This window comes from Aurantimonas sp. E1-2-R+4 (assembly GCF_036549515.1).
Lineage (GTDB): Bacteria > Pseudomonadota > Alphaproteobacteria > Rhizobiales > Rhizobiaceae > Aurantimonas > Aurantimonas coralicida_A.
The window spans coordinates 42,691-62,829 of the sequence record NZ_JAZHLK010000022.1; the positions used below are offsets into that span (position 1 = coordinate 42,691).

The 20,139-nt window shown below is 65.3% G+C and carries 18 protein-coding genes; all 18 read left to right on the forward strand.

The features are described from left to right. Positions 1 to 77: 77 nt before the first annotated feature. The 18 genes from trpS to infB all read left to right on the forward strand — a co-directional run bounded on the left by trpS (position 78) and on the right by infB (position 19,954). Positions 78 to 1,145: a tryptophan--tRNA ligase gene (trpS, locus tag VQ045_RS11745; RefSeq protein ID WP_331830229.1), complete on the forward strand. Its 1,068-nt coding sequence runs from the start codon at positions 78 to 80 to the stop codon at positions 1,143 to 1,145. Positions 1,146 to 1,256: 111 nt separating this feature from the next. After that, entirely contained in the window at positions 1,257 to 1,748 is a 492-nt protein-coding gene (locus VQ045_RS11750; protein ID WP_327623629.1) for a universal stress protein, read from the forward strand. A gap of 118 nt (positions 1,749 to 1,866) precedes the next feature. After that, positions 1,867 to 2,439, forward strand: a complete 573-nt coding sequence (locus VQ045_RS11755; RefSeq protein ID WP_327623630.1) for a NifU family protein — start codon at positions 1,867 to 1,869, stop codon at positions 2,437 to 2,439. A gap of 55 nt (positions 2,440 to 2,494) precedes the next feature. Continuing rightward, positions 2,495 to 3,223, forward strand: coding sequence for a tRNA (adenosine(37)-N6)-threonylcarbamoyltransferase complex dimerization subunit type 1 TsaB (gene tsaB, locus VQ045_RS11760; protein WP_331830230.1), 729 nt, complete (start codon positions 2,495 to 2,497; stop codon positions 3,221 to 3,223). Positions 3,224 to 3,321: 98 nt separating this feature from the next. Then, complete coding sequence (locus tag VQ045_RS11765) at positions 3,322 to 3,846, forward strand: GNAT family N-acetyltransferase (protein WP_331830231.1); 525 nt, start codon at positions 3,322 to 3,324, stop codon at positions 3,844 to 3,846. Between the two features lie 54 nt (positions 3,847 to 3,900). After that, complete coding sequence (locus VQ045_RS11770; protein ID WP_327645178.1) at positions 3,901 to 4,773, forward strand: lysophospholipid acyltransferase family protein; 873 nt, start codon at positions 3,901 to 3,903, stop codon at positions 4,771 to 4,773. 51 nt (positions 4,774 to 4,824) lie between these two features. Continuing rightward, positions 4,825 to 6,246, forward strand: coding sequence for a tRNA (N6-isopentenyl adenosine(37)-C2)-methylthiotransferase MiaB (miaB, locus tag VQ045_RS11775; RefSeq protein ID WP_331830232.1), 1,422 nt, complete (start codon positions 4,825 to 4,827; stop codon positions 6,244 to 6,246). Positions 6,247 to 6,287: 41 nt separating this feature from the next. Beyond that, positions 6,288 to 7,286 (forward strand): PhoH family protein, encoded by a 999-nt coding sequence (locus tag VQ045_RS11780; RefSeq protein ID WP_331830244.1) that lies wholly within the window; start codon positions 6,288 to 6,290, stop codon positions 7,284 to 7,286. Continuing rightward, a complete protein-coding gene (gene ybeY, locus VQ045_RS11785; protein WP_331830233.1) occupies positions 7,286 to 7,840 on the forward strand; it encodes an rRNA maturation RNase YbeY in 555 nt (184 codons plus the stop codon). Before VQ045_RS11780 ends, ybeY begins: the two co-directional genes overlap by 1 nt. A gap of 15 nt (positions 7,841 to 7,855) precedes the next feature. After that, complete coding sequence (locus VQ045_RS11790) at positions 7,856 to 8,935, forward strand: hemolysin family protein (protein WP_442879858.1); 1,080 nt, start codon at positions 7,856 to 7,858, stop codon at positions 8,933 to 8,935. Between the two features lie 163 nt (positions 8,936 to 9,098). Then, positions 9,099 to 10,757: an apolipoprotein N-acyltransferase gene (gene lnt, locus VQ045_RS11795; RefSeq protein ID WP_331830246.1), complete on the forward strand. Its 1,659-nt coding sequence runs from the start codon at positions 9,099 to 9,101 to the stop codon at positions 10,755 to 10,757. A 153-nt stretch (positions 10,758 to 10,910) separates the two neighbouring features. Further along, positions 10,911 to 11,345 (forward strand): helix-turn-helix domain-containing protein, encoded by a 435-nt coding sequence (locus tag VQ045_RS11800; RefSeq protein WP_327623658.1) that lies wholly within the window; start codon positions 10,911 to 10,913, stop codon positions 11,343 to 11,345. A gap of 182 nt (positions 11,346 to 11,527) precedes the next feature. Next, positions 11,528 to 12,793 carry a methionine adenosyltransferase gene (metK, locus tag VQ045_RS11805; protein ID WP_327623636.1) on the forward strand — a complete coding sequence of 422 codons (1,266 nt, stop codon included), beginning with the start codon at positions 11,528 to 11,530 and terminating at the stop codon, positions 12,791 to 12,793. 6 nt (positions 12,794 to 12,799) lie between these two features. Further along, positions 12,800 to 13,501, forward strand: a complete 702-nt coding sequence (gene trmB, locus VQ045_RS11810) for a tRNA (guanine(46)-N(7))-methyltransferase TrmB (RefSeq protein ID WP_331830234.1) — start codon at positions 12,800 to 12,802, stop codon at positions 13,499 to 13,501. 217 nt (positions 13,502 to 13,718) lie between these two features. After that, the gene (rimP, locus tag VQ045_RS11815; protein ID WP_327623659.1) at positions 13,719 to 14,366 is read left to right on the forward strand and encodes a ribosome maturation factor RimP; all 648 of its coding nucleotides are present in this window, start codon (positions 13,719 to 13,721) and stop codon (positions 14,364 to 14,366) included. 126 nt (positions 14,367 to 14,492) lie between these two features. Continuing rightward, positions 14,493 to 16,115, forward strand: a complete 1,623-nt coding sequence (nusA, locus tag VQ045_RS11820; RefSeq protein ID WP_327623638.1) for a transcription termination factor NusA — start codon at positions 14,493 to 14,495, stop codon at positions 16,113 to 16,115. A gap of 20 nt (positions 16,116 to 16,135) precedes the next feature. Beyond that, positions 16,136 to 16,915, forward strand: coding sequence for an RNA-binding protein (locus VQ045_RS11825; RefSeq protein ID WP_327623639.1), 780 nt, complete (start codon positions 16,136 to 16,138; stop codon positions 16,913 to 16,915). Next, on the forward strand, positions 16,916 to 19,954 hold the full coding sequence (gene infB, locus VQ045_RS11830) for a translation initiation factor IF-2 (protein ID WP_331830236.1): 3,039 nt from the start codon (positions 16,916 to 16,918) through the stop codon (positions 19,952 to 19,954). It begins immediately after the preceding gene. The last annotated feature ends 185 nt before the right edge of the window (positions 19,955 to 20,139 follow it).

The following is a 20,139-nucleotide window of genomic DNA, read 5'->3' on the forward strand; positions in this document are numbered from 1 at the left end:
CGCTTGATCGCGGCCGGTCTCTCCGCCATAACCCCCGCGATTTCCGATACCGCCGCGATCCTTTGGAGCCGCCGACCATGAGCGACATCACCCCCCGCGTCTTCTCCGGCGTGCAGCCGACCGGCAATCTGCATCTCGGCAATTATCTCGGCGCGATCAAAAAGTTCGTCGCCCTGCAGGAAAGCCATGACTGCCTCTATTGCGTCGTCGACCTGCACGCGATCACAGCGCAACTCGTCCAGGACGATTTGCCGGGTCAGATCCGTTCGATCACGGCGGCTTTCCTGGCGGCCGGCATCGATCCGGACAAGCACATCGTCTTCAACCAGAGCCGGGTCTCCGGCCACGCGGAGCTCGCCTGGATCTTCAATTGCGTCGCCCGCGTCGGCTGGATGAACCGGATGACCCAGTTCAAGGAAAAGGCCGGCAAGGACCGCGAGAACGCCTCGCTCGGCCTCTTGGCCTATCCGAGCCTGATGGCCGCCGACATCCTGCTGTATCGCGCGACCCATGTCCCGGTCGGCGACGACCAGAAGCAGCATCTGGAGTTGACCCGCGACATCGCCACGAAGTTCAATTTCGACTTTGCCGCGCGCATCGAAGCGGCCGGGCTGGCGGTGCCGATCACCGGCGGCGAGGAAAGCACCGCCGGTTATTTCCCGATCACCGAGCCGCTGATCGAAGGGCCGGCGACCCGGATCATGAGCCTCAAGGACGGGGCCAAGAAGATGTCGAAGTCGGACCCGTCGGATTTGTCGCGCATCAATCTGACCGACGATGCCGACGCCATCGCCAAGAAGATCCGCAAGGCCAAGACCGATCCCGACGCGCTGCCCTCCGAGGTGGACGGCCTGAAGGAGCGGCCCGAGGCCGACAATCTGGTCGGCATCTTCGCCGCGCTCGCCGAGCGATCGAAGGCCGATGTGCTGGCGGAATATGGCGGCCGGCAGTTTTCCGAGTTCAAGCCGGTCCTGGCGGAGCTCGCCGTCGACATCCTCGCGCCGATCAGCGGTGAGATGCGCCGCTATCTCGCCGATCCGTCGCATATCGACGCGGTTTTGAAAGACGGCGGCGAGCGTGCCGGTGCTATCGCGGACGCGACGATGAAGGACGTCAAGGACATCGTCGGCTTCCTGCGCGATTGATCCGCTAGTTCGTCGGCGCAGGCCGGTTGTCATTTTCCGTTCGTCGGGAGTGAACGCGCCGGCCACCACCACCATCTTGCCGTCCGGGCCCGGCGCTGCCATCTTGCCGCCATGGTATCAAGACGCATCGGTCGGGACGCCGGCGGCAAACGCAAGTTCCTCGCCATCATCGACGAAACCCCCGAATGCGGGCGCGCGGCGGCGTATGCCGCGTATCGCGCCAAGGCGAGCGGCGGCGGCGCGGTGCTGCTCTACGTGATCGAGCCGGGAGACTTCCAGCATTGGCTCGGCGTCGAGAAGATCATGCGTGCCGAGGCGATCGAGGAGGCCGAGACGCGGCTTGCCAAGGTCGCCGACGAACTGCGCGAAAAGGTCGGGATCGAGCCTGAGGCCGTGGTGCGGGAAGGCACGATGATCGACGAGATCCACGCGTTGATCGAGGCCGATCGCGAGATCGCGATTCTCGTCCTGGCGGCCGGCGAGGCCTCCGAGGGGCCGGGGCCGCTGGTTTCTTCGGTGTCGGGCAAGGGCGCGGCGTTCCCGATCCCGGTGACGATCGTGCCGGCGACTTTGACCGATGAGGATATCGCCAGCCTCTGTTGAGGAGCGATTTGGCACCTTATCTTCAGTTTACGTCTTGTTGCAGCGAGCGCAGCGCTGCTGTAAGTTTAGAACAATTCCAAAGATTGCCGCGGCGTCGATGCCGCGAAAGGGGCGTGACATGTTCATCCAGACCGAAGTGACACCGAATCCCGCGACGCTGAAGTTCCTGCCGGGCCGCGTCGTCGTCGAGAACGGCACCATCGAATTCCGCTCGAACGAAGATGCCGAGCGTTCGCCGCTGGCGACGCGATTGATGCAGATCCCCGGCGTGACCAGCGTCTTCTTCGGCTATGACTTCGTCACCGTCACCAAGGACGGGCCGGACTGGCAGCACCTGAAGCCGGCGATTCTCGCCGGGCTGATGGAGCACTTCATGTCGAACGAGCCGGTCATGGCGGACATGGCCGCCGGCGAAGCGATGCCGGATGGGGAAGAGTTCTTCGAGGAAAGCGATTCGAGCACCGTCGCGACCATCAAGGAACTGCTCGAGACGCGTGTCCGTCCGGCCGTGGCCCAGGATGGCGGCGACATCACCTTCCGCGGCTATCGCGATGGCACGGTGTATCTCAACATGCGCGGCGCCTGTGCCGGTTGCCCGTCCTCGACGGCGACGCTGAAGCACGGCATCCAGAACCTGTTGCGTCATTTCGTGCCCGAGGTCGAAGCGGTGGAGGCGGTCGAGGCCGCCTGATGCATCCGGAACGATTGTTGCGCCTTCGTCCCCGTCTTTCGCGCGTCGAGAGCGCATGCTTGCCCAGATGACACCCCTGCTGTTGGCCATCGACACCGCGTTCGAGCGCTGTTCGGCGGGGCTCCTCGATCTTCGCTCCGGCGCAATCGTCGGGTGTGCCGAACCGGAGATCGGCAAGGGACACGCGGAACGACTGATGGGGGTCGTCGACGCGGTTCTGGAAAGCGCCTCGGCTAGCTATGCGGACATTGCCAGGATCGCGGTCACGGTCGGACCCGGCTCGTTCACCGGGCTGAGGGTCGGCGTGTCGGCGGCGCGTGGTCTCGCGCTGGCGCTCGGCGTTCCAGCTATCGGCGTGACGACACTGGAAGCGCTTGCGGCGCCCCATGTTGGTGGCGGCAAGCCGATCCTGTGCGTCCTCGACGCCAAGCGCGGCGAGGTTTATGCGGCGCTCTTTAGCGCCGACGGGATGCAGATCGAAGCTCCGCGGGCCTTGCCGCCGAAGGCGCTCCAGGCCTTCGTCGCCGGTCTTTCGCAAGACCAGACGATCGGACTTGTCGGAACCGGGGGGGCGGGCGCCGCCCCGGTTCTCCAGCCGCGAGCCAACGTAGTCCTGACGGATGAGGCACGCGTCAATATCGCTGTGCTGGCACGGCTTGCGGCACAGCGGGAGGCAGGCGAGCCGCCGCGTCCGCTCTATCTGCGGGGCGCCGACGCCAAACCCGCTTCCGCGACGGCGGGTGTCGCCTTTGGAAGCGAAAGCACTCCTCAACTCTTGCTGTGATACTCTGTGTCGAGTGAAGCTTGCGGATCGGTTGGTCTCATCCGGCCGACAGCGCCGCTGACACAGCGGAATGAGCGGGCAGAGAGGAAAGTGGGCCGATGTACTGGTTTTTGCCCTGGACCTGGACGGTCTCGTTTCTGGACAGCTGGCTAAGCGGTCAGGAGATCGCTGCGGCGCCGCTGGAGGATTCCGATATCGACGCGGCGGCCGATCTCCACAGCGAGGCCTTCGATCATCCCTGGTCCGGCGATGAACTCGCCTCTCTCCTCAGCCAGAAGGGTGGTATCGGCATCGTCGCGCGACATGTCGGCCATCCGACGGAGCCGCCGCTGGGCTTCGTTTTGGCCCGCAACATCGGCGGCGAAGCGGAGATCCTGACGATCGCCGTCGCCAAGCGTGCCCGCAATCACGGCGTCGGTCGCCTTCTGATGGACCAGCTGCTGCAGCAGCTTTATGCCGAGGGCGCGGCGTCGCTGTTCCTCGAGGTCGACGAGGAGAACGCTCCGGCATTGAAGCTCTACCGCCGGTTGCGCTTCCAGGAGGTTGGCCGCCGGCCGGCCTATTACCGTCAGCCGGACGGCCGCACGACCAGCGCGTTGATGCTCAAGCGGACATTGAGATAGCGACGCCAGCGCCATGGCGTACAGGATGATGACCGCGCCACCGGGGAGTGAGCGATGATCGGATGGCTGCGCGTCGGCTTCGTGGCCGCGATCCTCACCGCGCTCACTCTCGTGTTATGGCCGCTCCAGAGCCTGGCGATTGCGCGCGGCTGGAGCTTGGCACGTCGACTGCCCGTGGCCTGGCACCGCATCGCCTGCACTGTCGCCGGCATCGAGGTCAGGATCGTCGGGCAGCCGAGCCAGACCCATCCGCTGCTGCTTGTCGCCAATCACCAGTCCTGGGCCGACATCATGGTGCTCGGCAAGATCACGCCGCTGTCGTTTATCGCCAAGGCGGAAGTGCGGGACTGGCCGGCCTTCGGCTTGCTCGCCCGGCTCCAGCGCACCATCTTCGTGGAGCGGGAGGCACGCCGGCGCACCGGGGTCCAGGCCGACGCCATCGCCGAGCGGCTGACGGCCGGCGATGTCATGGTCTTGTTCGCCGAGGGCACGACCTCGGATGGCAACGCGGTGCTGCCGTTCAAGACGGCGCTGTTCGGCGCCGCCCAGTCGGCACTTCGCTCCTACAAGGCCCATGCGGTCACCGTGCAGCCGGTAGCGATCGCCTATACCCACGCCAATGGCGTGCCGCTCGGCCGCTATTTTCGGCCGTTAGCCGCCTGGCCGGGCGCCGTCGCGCTGGGTCCGCACCTTCTGACCTTTCTCAAGGAGGGCGCGATCCGGGTCGAGGTCTCGTTCGGCACGCCGATCCCCTTCGGCGAATCGTCCGATCGCAAATTGGTGGCGCGCACGGCCGAGGCCAGCGTCCGAAACATGCACGCTGCGAGCCTTCGCGGTCACAGAACGGAGGCAAAAGACCCCTCCGTGCTACGCGAAAATGATCGGGCGCTTGCGCCGCGTCATGATGCTGTCGATATATGGGTCTAATTCATCCCTGTCGGCGCCAAGCTGGCAGGCTCGGTCCGACCAGAAGGGCGCATGACTGAAACGATCGAAGCACGCGAGCCGGCGGCGGCCGGGGACAAATCCCGCAAAGTCTTCATCAAGACCTATGGCTGTCAGATGAACGTCTACGACTCCCAGCGCATGGGCGACGCGCTGGCGAAGGACGGCTATCGGCAGACGGAGACGATGGAGGACGCCGATCTCGTACTCCTGAACACCTGCCACATCCGCGAAAAGGCGGCGGAGAAGATTTATTCCGAACTCGGTCGCATTCGTCTCTTGAAGGCGGACAAGGCTTTGCGGGGCGAGGAACTGCGCGTCGGCGTCACCGGCTGTGTGGCCCAGGCCGAGGGCCGCGAGATCATCGACCGGGCGCCGGTCGTCGACCTGGTCATCGGCCCGCAGACCTATCACCGTCTGCCCGAGGCGCTCGCCCGCGTGGCTAAGGGCGACAAGGTCGTGGACACCGATTACGCCGTCGAGGACAAATTCGCACATCTGCCGCGCGCCGAGGCGCCGCAAATCCGCGCCCGCGGGGTGACGGCCTTTTTGACCGTTCAGGAAGGCTGCGACAAGTTTTGCACCTTTTGCGTGGTGCCCTATACGCGCGGCGCCGAAGTCTCCCGCTCGTTCGGCCAGATCATGGACGAGGCGCGTCGGCTGGCCGATGCCGGCGTGCGCGAGGTGACGCTGCTCGGCCAGAACGTCAACGCCTGGTCCGGCGAGGACGCCGCCGGCCGGCCGATTGCTCTTGGCGGCCTGTTGCGCGCGCTCGCAGAGATTCCCGGGCTTGGTCGGCTTCGCTACACGACGTCGCATCCGCGCGACATGGACGACGATCTCATCGCCGCCCATCGCGATTTGCCGACGCTGATGCCCTATCTGCATTTGCCGGTTCAGTCCGGCTCGGACCGCATCCTGAAGGCGATGAATCGCCGCCATACTGCGGCGGACTACTTGGCGCTGCTCGATCGGATTCGTGCCGCCCGGCCGGACATCGCCCTGTCCGGCGACTTCATCGTCGGTTTTCCCGGCGAGAGCGACGCGGATTTCGAGGCGACGATCCGCCTTGTCGAAACTGTCGGCTACGCCTCGGCCTTCTCGTTCAAATATTCCCCGCGTCCCGGCACGCCCGGCGCCGACATGGACGACCACGTCGATGAGGCGGTGAAATCGGAGCGGCTGCAGCGGTTGCAGGCGCTGTTGCGCGAGCAGCAGATGGCCTTCGCCGAAAGCCTCGTCGGCCGCGACGTCGAGATCCTGGTCGAAAAGCCAGGCCGCTATGCTCATCAGCGGGTCGGACGCTCGCCCTTCCTGCAACCGGTGGTCGCCGCCGCCGATGTCGGCGAGATCGGCGATCTGGTAACGGTGCGCATTGCGGCGACGCTGCCGAATTCCCTGCTTGCCGAGGGCTCCGGGGCGGTTCGGGTCGGCGATGCGAGGAGGGTCGCGTGAGGGCCGAACGCGGAACCGCGCCCGCCTCCGGCGCATCGGATATGGCGCATATCGTGTTGACCTACGAGGACAACCGATTGGCAAGTTCGCTGTTCGGCCAGTTCGACGAGAATCTGGCCCTGATCGAGCAAAAGCTTGGCATCGATGCGCGGGCCCGTGGCAACAAGATCGAGATTCGCGGCGATCAGGTCGCCAGCGAGCAGGCCCGTCGCTCGCTGGACTATCTCTATGAGCGTCTTCAGGGCGGCCACGAGATCGGCAAGAACGACGTCGAGGGCGCCATTCGCATGGCGATCGCCCAGGACGACCAGCTCTATTTGCCGACGCTCGAAAAGAAGGGGCGCATGTCGCTCGCGCAGATTTCGACGCGCCGCCGCACGATTCACGCCAGGACGCCCACCCAGGACGCCTATATGCGGGCTCTGGAGCGGTCGGAGCTCGTGTTTGGGGTGGGTCCGGCCGGCACCGGCAAGACCTATCTTGCGGTCGCTCATGCGGCGATGCTGCTGGAGCGCGGCCAGGTCGAGCGGATCATCTTGTCGCGGCCGGCCGTCGAGGCCGGTGAGCGGCTCGGCTTCCTGCCGGGCGACATGAAGGAGAAGGTCGATCCGTATCTGCGTCCGCTCTATGACGCGCTTTACGACATGATTCCGGCCGAGAAGGTGGAACGCGCTCTGGCGGCGGGCGCGATCGAGATCGCCCCGCTCGCCTTCATGCGCGGCCGCACGCTGTCCCATGCCGCGGTGATTCTCGACGAGGCGCAGAACACCACCACGATGCAGATGAAGATGTTCCTGACCCGTCTGGGCGAGAATGCCCGCATGGTGGTGACGGGCGACCCCTCCCAGGTGGATTTGCCGCCTGGCCAGAAATCCGGCCTGATCGAGGCGCTCCGCGTTCTGGAAAAGGTGCCGAGCGCCGTCACGGTGCGCTTCGAGGCGAAAGACGTGGTGCGCCATCCGCTGGTTCAGGCAATTGTCGAGGCTTACGAGGAGGATGCGGTGCGCCATCGTGCGTCGGCTAGCCCGCTGGACAGATAGTGCGATCGGGAAAATCAGGATCCGTTCCGTATAAAGGGCTGACGGTCGCCCTTTCGATCGAAGCGACGGAGTGGGAAGCGGCGGGGCTCGGCGATGTCTCGGCGATGGCGCATGGCGTTTTCGCCGCGGCGGCCGGGCGGATTGGCCTGCCGGAGGATCTGCAAAGCGAGATCGCCGTGACGCTCGCCGACGACGAGACCGTGCGCGCCGCCAATGCTGAATGGCGCGGCAAGGATCGCCCGACCAACATCCTGTCGTTTCCGATGGCCAATCTTGCGCCCGGCGATCGTCCGGGGCCGCTGTGCGGCGATCTTCTGCTGGCCTTTCAGACCGTGCAGCGGGAGGCCCGCGCCGAAGGCAAGCGCCTCGCCGACCATGTCCGCCACCTTCTGGTGCATGGCTTTCTGCATCTCATGGGCTTCGATCACATCGACGAAGCGGAGGCCGAGGCCATGGAGACGCTGGAGATCGCGATCCTCGCCGACCTCGGCATTGCGGACCCCTATCGCGAATGCCTCGAAAATCCCCCAAAGCCGGTTATGATGGCCGACTGAACGATGAGTGAGACGATGAACATTCAGACGCACGCGACGGGTCCGAACGACCACGACGCGGTAGACGCCGCCGAGGATGGCGGCGAGCGAGGCGCTGGCGACGACCGAAGTCGGCGCGGCGGAAAACCCAGAAAAGAGCGGGGATTTATCGGCGGTCTTGTCCACCGGCTGCGACCGCGCATGCCCAATCTGATGCGCGAGGATCTGACCCAGGCGCTGCTCGAGCCGGGGCACGGCGAAGGGGCCTTCTCCCCCGAAGAACGCGCCATGCTGAACAACATACTGCGGTTGCGGGAGGTCCGGGTCGAAGACGTCATGGTTCCGCGGGCCGACATCCAGGCGGTCGAGATCACGACCACGCTCGGCGAATTGATGAAGCAGTTCGAGGCGAGCGGCCACTCGCGCATGCCGGTCTATGGCGAGAGCCTCGACGATCCGCGCGGGATGATCCACATCCGCGATGTCGTCGGCCACATCACACGGGTTGCCCGTCCCGCCAAGCCCAATGGCGGCGATAGCCAGCCGGCCAAGAAACCCCGGTCGGGGCTCGATCTTCGGCAGATCAACCTGGCCCGGCGCGTCGCCGATCTCGGCATCATCCGCACGGTGCTGTTCGTTCCGCCCTCCATGCTCGCCTCGGACCTGATGGCGCGGATGCAGGCGATGCGCACGCAGATGGCGCTGGTCATCGACGAATACGGCGGCACTGACGGGCTTGTCTCGCTGGAGGACATCATCGAGATGGTCGTCGGCAATATCGAGGACGAGCATGACGACGAGCCCGCGATGATCACCGAGAGCGGCGACGGCATCTATTATGCCGACGCCAAGGCCGATCTCGACGAGGTCAAGAAGCTGGTCGGCGAGGATTTCGACATCAGCGAATACGAGGACGAAGCCGACACGATCGGCGGTCTGCTGTTCTCCGAACTCGGGCGCATTCCGGCCAGGGGCGAAGTCGTCCAAGCGGTCCCGGGCTTTGAATTCCAGGTCCTCGACGCCGACCCGCGGCGCGTGCGCCGGGTGCGGATCGTCCGCTTCCAGCAGGGGGAAAAGCGCCGTCGCATCGTCGAAGGACTGGCGGATGCGCCTTGAGGAGGACATGGTTTCGTCGTTTGCCGGACGGAAATCGGCGCGACGGTGACGTTTCGCTAGCGGTCCATTCGGGGCGGGAACGATCAGGATTCGTCGACAGCATTTGGGGGACAATGTGAGCGTCATCTCTCGACGTGACGGACGCCAGCGCGAGGGGGGCCTCCTGGATCGGCTGGCCGGTTGGGTCTTGCTGCTGGAGGGCTGGCGCCGCGTCGTCCTGACCATCGCCGCCGGTGCCCTGTGTACATTCGCGCTGCCGCCGTACAATTTTCCGGCGGTCGGCTTTGTTGGCTTTCCATTGCTCGTCTGGCTGCTCGACGGTGTCGTCGTCGATCCTGGCCGCTCGCTGATCCGCCGCATGGCGCCGGCCTTTGTCACCGGATGGCTGTTCGGCTTCGGATACTTCGTCGCCGGCTTGTGGTGGCTGGGGGCGGCCATGCTGGTCGATGCGGCGGCCTTCGCCGCTTTCATCCCGCTCGCGGTTCTGGGGCTGCCCGCCATCCTGGCGATCTATTATGGTCTGGCGGCCGTGCTCGCCCGGCTTGTCTGGGGCGACAGCGCCCTGCGCATTTTCGCGCTGGCGGGCGCTTTCGCGCTGTTTGAGTATCTGCGCGCCATTCTCTTCACCGGCTTTCCCTGGAACGAGATCGGCGTGATGGCCGCGCCGGTGCCGCTGCTGATGCAGACGTCGAGCCTGGTCGGGGTCCACGGCCTGACGCTGCTTGCCGTCATCGTGTTTTCCAGCCCAGCCGTTCTCATCGACCGCCGCGGGCGCGGTCCCGTGCTGGTGGTCGCCTCCGCGCTCCTTATCTTCCACCTGGGGTTCGGCTTCTGGCGAATGCAGGTGAATCCGACCGAATTCGTCGAGAACGTGCGGCTGCGGGTGGTTCAGCCGAACATCGAACAATCGCTGAAATGGGAAGCAACCCAGGCCGAGTCGATCTTCGATCGGCATATCCGCTTGACCGAGGCGCGGGGGGAGCCCTCCACGGTCCCCGGCGCGACCATCGCGCTATCGTCCGATACCAAGGCGCCCGCGACCGGCGCGGCACTGCCGCCGCCGAAGACCCTCGTCATCTGGCCGGAATCCTCGTTTCCCTTCCTTTTGACCGAGCGGCCCGATGCAATCGCCCGCATCGCCGACACGCTGCAACCGAACGAAACGCTGATTGCCGGCGCGGCCCGCATCGAAGGCCCGGACATTGCGACCTCGCGGGTCTACAATTCGGTCTATGTCATCGACGACGAGGGCGAGATCGTCGCGGCACGCGACAAGACCCATCTCGTCCCCTTCGGAGAATATCTCCCGTTCCAGGAAATTCTGGAAGGCTTCGGCCTGTCGCAACTGGCCGAGATGCCGGGCGGCTTTTCCGCCGGAGCCGCGCGCGCCAAGGTGGCGCTCGATGGCGCTCCTTCGTTCCTGCCGCTGATTTGCTACGAGATCATCTTTCCAGGCGAGATCGACGTGGGAACGGCCGAAACGCGGCCCGGCTTCCTCGTCAATGATACCAACGATGCCTGGTACGGAGCGACGCCGGGTCCCTACCAGCACCTGCGTCTCGCAGAACTCACCTCGGTCGCGGTCGGCCTACCGCTCGTGCGCAGCGCGAACACCGGGATCTCCGTCGTCAACGACTCCTACGGCCGGCAGATCGGCGGTCTGGGGCTTGGATCGACCGGCACGATCGAGGTCGGATTGCCGCGCGCGGGTGCCTCCACGCTTTTCGCGCGCTTCGCAAGCCTGCCGTTTTGGCTTGCATTCGCAATAACATGGGTTGTCGCAGTGGTATCCCGGTTAAGGATGCGCGCGAGGATTGATTGACTCCGCCGCCATGCACCGCCTACGCCCTGCGCACGATGTGAATTGTGACAAATGCCTAGTCAACCAAACGATCAATTTCTGGAATGACTGGGAGGGGGTTCAGGCCACACGGATGATGGCCTGGAGATGCGCAGAGACGAAAAGGCCGATCCGATGATCGAGAACAAGAAGAAGCCGAATCCGGTCGATACGCATGTCGGCTCGCGCGTACGCTTGCGTCGCACCATGCTCGGGATGAGCCAGGAGAAATTGGGCGAGAGCCTCGGCATTACCTTCCAGCAGATCCAGAAATACGAGAAGGGCTCCAATCGTATCGGGGCGAGCCGGCTGCAACGCATATCCGAGGTCCTGAACGTCCCGGTCGCGTTCTTCTTCGAGGATGTTCCAGGCAGTTCGCCCGGTAAGAATGGGCTGCATGAACCGTCCGGGCCGGACTACGTGGTCGACTTTCTCTCCTCCTCCGAAGGACTCCAGTTGAACCGCGCCTTCGTCAAGATCGGGGACCCCAAGGTCCGGCGCCGCATCATCGAACTCGTGCGGACCCTGGCCGACACCTCCGAGCCGGACGACAAGCCCCGCAGCGAGTAAATCGCGCCGGCGGGACACGCCGCACTTGACCTTCCACCCTCGTTGCCCCACACCGCACCGCGCAATATATGTGTCGGGAACCCAATCTCCCGCCACGCAGCTTTTCGTCCCGTCGAACCATCGCGCTGTTGAACGGCTGCGGAGTTGAGACGGGCGATTCCCGGAATCGAAGAGGGGTAAAGATGGCGCGTTCGGAATTTGTCTTCACCAGCGAAAGCGTCTCGGAAGGCCATCCAGACAAGGTTTGCGATCGGATTTCCGACGAGATCGTCGATCTGGTCTATCGCGAAGCCAAGAAGACCGGGCTCGATCCCTGGTCGGTCCGCATCGCCTGTGAGACGCTCGCCACGACCAATCGCGTCGTGATCGCCGGTGAAGTCCGGCTGCCGCCAAGTCTGATGAAGACCGACAAGCACGGCAACGAGGTCATCAATCCGTCTCGCTTCAAGTCCGCCGCTCGCCGCGCCATCCGCGACATCGGCTATGCCCAGAACGGCTTTCACTGGAAGACCGCGAAGATCGACGTCCTGCTGCATTCGCAGTCGGCCGACATCGCCCAGGGCGTCGACAAGGCCTCGGACGTCAAGCACATCGATGGGGCGAATGCCCAGAACGAGGGTGCCGGCGATCAGGGCATCATGTTCGGCTATGCCTGCCGCGAGACCTCCGAGCTGATGCCGGCGCCAATCTACTATGCGCACAAGATTCTCGAGCTTCTGGCGGCCGCGCGCAAAAAGGGCGAGGGCGACGCCGGGCTGCTGGGTCCCGACGCCAAGAGCCAGGTCACCGTCCGCTATGTCGACGGCGATCCGACCGAGGTCACCTCGATCGTTCTGTCCACGCAGCATGTCGAGGAAAGCTGGGACTCGGCCAAGGTCCGCGCCGTCGTGGAACCCTATATCCGCGAGGCTCTCGGCGATTTTCCGATCGCGGATGACTGCGTCTGGTACATCAATCCGACGGGGAAATTCGTCATCGGCGGCCCCGATGGCGACGCCGGCCTCACCGGCCGCAAGATCATCGTCGATACCTATGGTGGCGCGGCGCCGCACGGCGGCGGCGCCTTCTCCGGCAAGGACACCACCAAGGTGGATCGTTCCGCCGCATATGCGGCGCGCTATCTCGCCAAGAACGTGGTCGCCGCCAAGCTCGCCGATCGCTGCACGATCCAGATCGCCTATGCGATCGGCATCGCCCAGCCGTTGTCGATCTATGTCGATCTGCACGGCACCGGCAAGAAGGTGACGGAAGAACAGATCGAGGCGGCGATTCGGGAGGTCATGGATCTGTCCCCGACCGGTATTCGCCGGCATCTCGACCTCAACAAGCCGATCTACGCAAAGACCTCGGCCTATGGCCATTTCGGCCGCAAACCCGGGCGCGATGGCTCGTTTTCCTGGGAGAAGACCGACCTGGTGCCGAAGCTGAAGGCGGCACTCGCCAGCTAAGAGACGATGTCGGCGCGGGACCATCCACAGAGATCACGCGAAGCGTTTTTCGGCCGCCTGAAGGGGCCGAGACTCCGGCCGCGACAAGCCGAACTCGTCGAGAGCTTCCTGCCGCGCCTGCGGCTGGACCTCGCCGAGCCGGCGCCGACCGATCTTCGCGAGCTGTTCGCCGAGCCCGTCGAGGCAATCCGCCTTGAGATCGGCTTCGGTGGCGGCGAGCATCTCCATCAGGAATGCGGCCGCTTCCCTCACACGGGCTTCATCGGCGTCGAGCCTTTCGTCAACGGCATGGCCAAGCTGCTCGGCCGGCTGCCGGAATCGCCCCGCCCGAATCTGCGGCTTTACGACGACGACGCGACGCGGCTGTTCGATTGGCTGCCTGCGGCGAGTCTTGCAGGGATCGACCTTTTCTATCCGGATCCCTGGCCGAAGAAGAAGCATTTCAAGCGCCGCTTCGTCAGCGCCCGCAACCTCGATCGCATGGCGCGCGTCCTCAAGCCGGGAGCGTTGTTCCGTTTCGCCTCCGACATCGAAACCTATGTCGACTGGACGCTCCATCACTGCCGCGACCATCCCGATTTCGCCTGGACGGCTCGCCGCGCCGCCGACTGGCATACCCCCTTCGAAGCCTGGCCGGGAACACGTTACGAGGCCAAGGCGATCCGGGAAGGCCGCCGCCCCGCCTACCTGACCTTCCGGCGGCGATGACGCGACGGCGGTCGCGCCGCGGACTTTCCCATCTTCGCCACGAGAAACGCTTGATGCGTAAGCCCGAAGAGCGTATAGAGCGGACAAATTCTCTGCGATGCGATCGTGAGAGTGGGTCCTGCCGGTCCCGCTCTTTTTTGTTACCGGGGGTCCGGTTTCATGATCGGGCGGGCTTCGGGAACGTTGCGCGGATCGGCGGAGACACACGCAACTGGGCATGATCCGGCAGGATCGAACCGCCCCGCAGCCTTATCGGAGCACCGTGACGACCGCAGCTGATCGCCTCGTGAAAGAGCAAGGACTGGAAGCCCGCATCGCCGCGATTATCGAGCCGGCGATCGAGCAGATCGGATATCGTCTGGTCCGTGTCCGGATCTCCGGCCTGAACGGGATGACCGTCCAGATCATGGCGGAGCGCCCGGACGGCACGATGACCGTCGAGGGCTGCGAGGCTGTTTCGCGAGCGATCTCGCCGGTGCTCGACGTCGACGATCCGGTCGACAAGGCCTATCATCTGGAAGTGTCCTCGCCGGGCATCGATCGACCGCTCGTGCGCAAGAGCGATTTCGAGACCTGGGCCGGTTTTCTCATGAAGCTCGAGACGAGCCGGCTGATCAACGAGCGCAAGCGCTACCGCGGTCTGATCGTCAAAGTGAGCGACGAGGCGATCACCATCGAGCGCGACAAGCCGGCCGAGGGCGAGGAGAGCGCGGTGGAAATCCCCTTCGATGCCATCGGCGAGGCTCGGCTGATCTTGACCGACGATTTGGTCGAAGCGTCGCTGAAGGCCGACAAGGCCGCGCGCAAGGCGGGCGGGGATAAGGCGGACGACGACGAGGCTGACGCGGCCGACAGCGGCCACTGAGGTTTCGACGCCCGGCGGGGTCACTCCGCCGAGGCGAAGGATTGGACGGCGGCGGCGATCCGCCAGGAATTTGATGAGGTCGGGCGCGGTGGATGCGGCGAGCGACCGAAGGTCAGGAGAAAGAGTATGGCAGTCAGTGCGAACAGACTGGAGCTTCTGCAGATCGCGGATGCCGTCGCGCGCGAAAAGTCGATCGACCGCGAAATCGTCATCGGGGCGATGGCCGACGCCATTCAGAAGGCGGCGCGCAGCCGCTACGGCCAGGAAACCAACATCCGCGTCGACATCAACACCAAGACCGGTGAGATGAAGCTGCAGCGGCTCCTGGAAGTGGTCGACGAGGTCGAGGATCCGAATACGCAGATCTATCTCGATCTGGCCCGCGACAAGAATCCCGACGCCGAACCGGGCGATTTCATCGCCGAGCAGCTTCCGCCGATGGATTTCGGCCGCATCGCGGCCCAGTCGGCCAAGCAGGTGATCGTGCAGAAAGTGCGCGATGCCGAGCGCGATCGTCAGTTCGAGGAATACAAGGACCGCGTCGGCGACATCGTCAACGGCACCGTCAAGCGCGTCGAATACGGCAATGTGATCGTCGATCTCGGCCGCGGCGAGGGCATTATCCGCCGCGACGAGCAGATCCCGCGCGAGCTGTTCCGCTATGGTGACCGGGTACGCGCCTTCGTCTACGACGTCCGCCGCGAGCAGCGGGGTCCGCAGATTTTTCTCTCGCGCACCCATCCGCAGTTCATGGCCAAGCTCTTCACCATGGAAGTGCCGGAGATCTACGACGGCATCATCACCATCAAGGCGGTGGCGCGTGATCCGGGCTCGCGGGCGAAGATAGCGGTGATATCGAGCGACTCCTCGGTCGATCCGGTCGGCGCCTGCGTTGGCATGCGCGGCAGCCGCGTCCAGGCGGTGGTCGGCGAATTGCAGGGCGAAAAGATCGACATCATCCCTTGGTCCCCGGACGCGGCCTCGTTCCTGGTCAATGCGCTGCAGCCGGCGGAAGTCGCCAAGGTGGTGCTGGACGAGGACGCCGAGCGCATTGAAGTCGTCGTCCCCGATGACCAGTTGTCACTGGCAATCGGACGGCGCGGACAGAACGTGCGCCTCGCGTCGCAATTGACCGGCTGGGATATCGACATCCTGACCGAGCAGGAGGAATCGGAGCGCCGTCAGAAGGAATTCGTCGAACGCTCCGAGACCTTCATGAACGCGCTCAACGTCGACGAGATGGTCGGCCAGGTTCTCGCTTCGGAAGGCTTTGCGACCGTCGAGGAGGTCGCCTATGTCGACGAGGATGAAGTGGCCGCGATCGAGGGCTTCGATCAGGAGACGGCTTCCGAAATCCAGGCGCGGGCCCGCGAATATCTGGAGCGCCGCGAGGCCGAATTCGATTCCAAGCGGACCGAATTGGGCGTCTCCGACGAGCTGAAGGAGATCGACGGCCTGACGACGCCGATGCTGGTCGCCCTCGGCGAGGAGAGTATCAAGTCGATGGAGGACTTCGCTGGCTGCGCGGCCGACGACCTGATTGGTTGGACGGAACGCAAGGACGGCGAGACCACGAAGTATCCGGGAGCCTTGGCGGCCTTCGATATTTCGCGCGTCGATGCCGACCGGATGGTCATCCAGGCCCGGCTGAAGGCTGGCTGGATCACCGAGGCGGATCTGGCGGTGCCGGAGACGGAGGCCGAGGAGGGTGCCGAAGCCGAGACGGCTGACGAGGGCGCCGCCGCCTGAATCGTCGAAGGCAGGTTGCCATGGCCCTCGATTCGGACGAAGAGGACAAGGACGAGCCGGAGGTCGGGGTGAACGAGCGCATGTGCATCGTTTCGCGCAAGGCGATGGCGCCGGAAGACGTCATCCGCTTTGTTCGCGGGCCGGACGGGGCGGTGGTTCCGGATCTGCGCAGGCGGCTTCCGGGCCGCGGCGCCCATGTCGCGCTCAGCCGCGCGGCGGTCGACCAGGCGATGCGCCGTAAACTGTTCGCCCGGGCGCTTCGGGCCGAGGTGACGGGACCCGCCGATCTTGGCGCCGTCGTCGATCAGCTTCTGGCGAAGTCGGCATTGGGCGCGCTCGGCATGGCGAAAAAGGCCGGTCAACTGGTGACCGGGGCGGCGAAGGTCGATGCGGCGATCCGCTCGGGCCAGGCGCTGCTGCTGGTTCAGGCGCGCGAGGCGGCGCCGGACGGAATTCGTAAGATGGATGCCGCGCGTCATGTCGCAGCGGCATCCGGCCACGCAACGGTGATACCCGCTTTGCGCCTGCTGGGTGCGGACGAATTGGGTTTGGCGTTGGGTGGGGGGAATGTGATACATGCAGCCATCCTTGCCGGTGACGCGGGCTCGGCTGCGGCGAAGCGTATGCAAGCGCTGGCCAATTATCGGGGCGAAGGCCCTGGTTCGGATCCTGGCGACGCCCGAAATGGGCGTGAGGGAACCGCGACTGAGACTGGGAACGAGATCGGAGCGCCTACAGAGCGACGCTCCAGGCAAGATGAAGGGCGCGGGATCGATCCGGCGCAGGAAGCGGAAGCGTAAATGAGCGATACCAAGTCCGGCGACGATAAGACGCTGAGCGTGAGCACGAAGAAGACCCTGACCTTGAAGCGCGGCGTCGAGCAGTCGACGGTTCGGCAGAGCTTCTCGCATGGGCGCACGAACCAGGTCGTTGTCGAGACCAAGAAGCGACGCATTACCAAGCCGGACGAGCGCGAAGCCGCGCCGACACCGGCAGTGGCAGCAAAGCCGAGCCCGGCCAAGCCGGCCGCGCCTGCGAGTCCCGCAAGCGAAGCTCCGGCTCCGACACCCAAGAGCGCCGCTCCGCTGCCGCCACAGACAGGCGGTAAGCCACCCCAGATTCAGCTTGGACCGAAGCCTGGCGAGGCGCCTGTGGCAACGGCCCAGGAAGTGTCCGAGCCGGCCGCCCCCGAGGCGACCGCGCCGGTGGAAGCCAAGGCCGAAGCTCCGGTCGCTGTGCCAGAGGCCGAGGCGCCGGTGGCTGCGGCGGCTGTGGAAGCGACGCCGACCGCCACGCCATCCGCGCCTGCCGCATCCGCATCGAAGCCGGCTTCGGCCGCGCCGCGTGCCGCCACCTCCGCCGGCGCTGCGCGCCCCTCAGGGCAAGCCGCGCCCACGCGTCAAGGTGCCGGCCGTCCGGCTGGCCGCGACGAGCGTCGCGATGGCCGCCAGCAGCCGGCTCCGGGAGCCCGTCAGCCCCGCGGCGCTGTGCTCAGCGATCTGTCGTCGCGTGAAATGGATGCCCGCCGTCGGGCGCTCGAACTCGCCAAGCAACGCGAGGCCGAGGATCGGCGCGTGTTCCAGGAAGAGGAAGCGCGGCGGATCGCCGACGACGATCGGCGTCAGCGCGAGCGTGACGAATCCGAGCGCCGTCAGGCCGAGGAGACGGCTCGCCTTGAAGCCGAGGCCGAAGCCCGCCGCAAGGCGGAAGCCAGCGCCGAGCGCAGGGGCGGCGGTCAGCCGAACCAGCCCGCGGGTCCGGCCCCGACACCTGCCGACGCGGAGGCCGCCGAAGCTGCGGCTGCCCGCAGCGGACGGGCCGAACTCCGCCGCCGTCCGGGCGGCGACGACGACGCCAAGGGTGCCCGGCCGGGCGCGCGTCGCTCGGTCAAGGGTGCGGTGGGCGCCGAAGCGCCGAAGCCGGCGCGTCCCGAACGCGATGCCGGTCGCCGTCGCGGCAAGCTGACCCTCGACAAGGCATTGACGTCGGAAGATGGCGCGCGTGGCCGCTCGCTGTCCTCCATCCGTCGGCGGCAGGAAAAGTTCAAACGCTCGCAGCAGAGCCAGCCCCGAGAGAAGATCGCCCGCGAAGTGATTATTCCCGAGACCATCAGTATCCAGGAACTCGCTAACCGCATGTCGGAGCGTTCCGTCGACGTCATCAAGTTCCTCATGCAGCAGGGACAGATGATGAAGCCGGGCGACATCATCGAGCCGGATGTGGCCGAGCTGATCGCGTCCGAATTCGGACACACGGTCCGCCGCGTCGCCGAATCCGACGTTGAAGAAGGTATCTTCGGGGTTGACGACGATCCGGAGAAGATGGTGCAGCGGCCGCCGGTCGTCACCATCATGGGCCACGTCGATCACGGCAAGACCTCGCTGCTCGACGCCATCCGCAAGACCAGCGTCGTCTCGGGCGAAGCGGGCGGCATCACCCAGCATATCGGCGCCTACCAGGTCGAGCAGAACGGCCACAAGATCTCGTTCATCGACACGCCCGGCCACGCCGCCTTTACGGCGATGCGGGCCCGCGGCGCTGCCGCGACCGACATCGCCATCCTCGTCGTGGCGGCGGACGACAGCGTGATGCCGCAGACGATCGAATCGATCAATCACGCCAAGGCGGCGAACGTGCCGATCATCGTGGCGATCAACAAGATCGACAAGCCGGGCGCCGATGCCAGCAAGGTGCGCAGCGCGCTTCTCCAGCATGACGTGTTCGTCGAATCCATGGGCGGCGAGGTGCTCGACGTCGAGGTCTCGGCGCTGAAAGGCACCAATCTCGACAAGCTGCTCGACGCGATCCTGCTGCAGGCCGAAATTCTCGAACTGAAGGCCGATCCGACCCGCACCGCGGAGGGAACGGTCATCGAGGCGCAGCTCGACAAGGGCCGTGGTCCGGTGGCGACGGTTCTCGTCGAAACCGGCACGTTGAAAATCGGCGATATCGTCGTTGCCGGCGACGAATGGGGCCGGGTGCGTGCGATCATCAACGACAAGGGCGAGCAGCTGAAAGAAGCACCGCCCTCGATGCCCGTCGAAGTGCTCGGCATGCAGGGAACGCCCCTGGCCGGCGAGCGTTTCGCGACCGTCGAGAGCGAGAGCAAGGCGCGCGAGATCGCCGAATATCGCCAGCGCGTCTCGCGTGAGAAGCAGGTGGCCAAGAACGCCGGCCAGCGCGGCTCGCTCGAGCAGATGATGTCGCAGCTGCAGGATACCGGCCTCAAGGAGTTCCCGCTGCTCATCAAGGGCGACGTGCAGGGCTCGGTCGAGGCGATCATCGGCGCCCTCGACAAGCTGGGAACCGAGGAAGTGCAGGCGCGGATCATCCATTCCGGCGCCGGCGCGATCACCGAGTCTGACGTGTCGCTGGCGACCGCCTCGAACGCGGCGATCATCGGCTTCAACGTCCGCGCCAACAAGCAGGCGCGCGAAGCGTCCGAGCGCGACGGCACCGAGATCCGCTACTACAACATCATCTACGATCTCGTGGATGATGTGAAACAGGCGATGTCGGGCCTGCTCTCTCCCGAGCGGCGCGAGACCTTCCTCGGCAATGCCGAGATCCTGGAGGTGTTCAACATCACCAAGGTCGGCAAGGTCGCGGGTTGTCGCGTCACCGAGGGCAAGGTCGAGCGCGGCGCCGGCGTCCGGCTCATCCGCGACGACGTCGTCATTCACGAGGGCACCCTCAAGACGCTCAAGCGCTTCAAGGACGAAGTTGCGGACGTCGCGGGCGGCCAGGAGTGCGGCATGGCCTTCCAGAACTACGAGGACATCCGCCAGGGCGACGTCATCGAGTGTTTCCGCGTCGAGCACGTCGCGCGTTCGCTCTAGATCACGATGACATCGGATCGCTTCGGTCCGATGTCAGTCAGTTGACGCGAAAAGCGAGCGGGAAACCGATTCCCGCTTTCGCTCGTTTCGCGCCAACGTTGCGCCGAGCGGCCGAGGCTGCTCCGACAGACCTTCCTTGCAATGACGAAAAGCCCGGCGGCAACGCCGGGCTTCCATTGAACGTG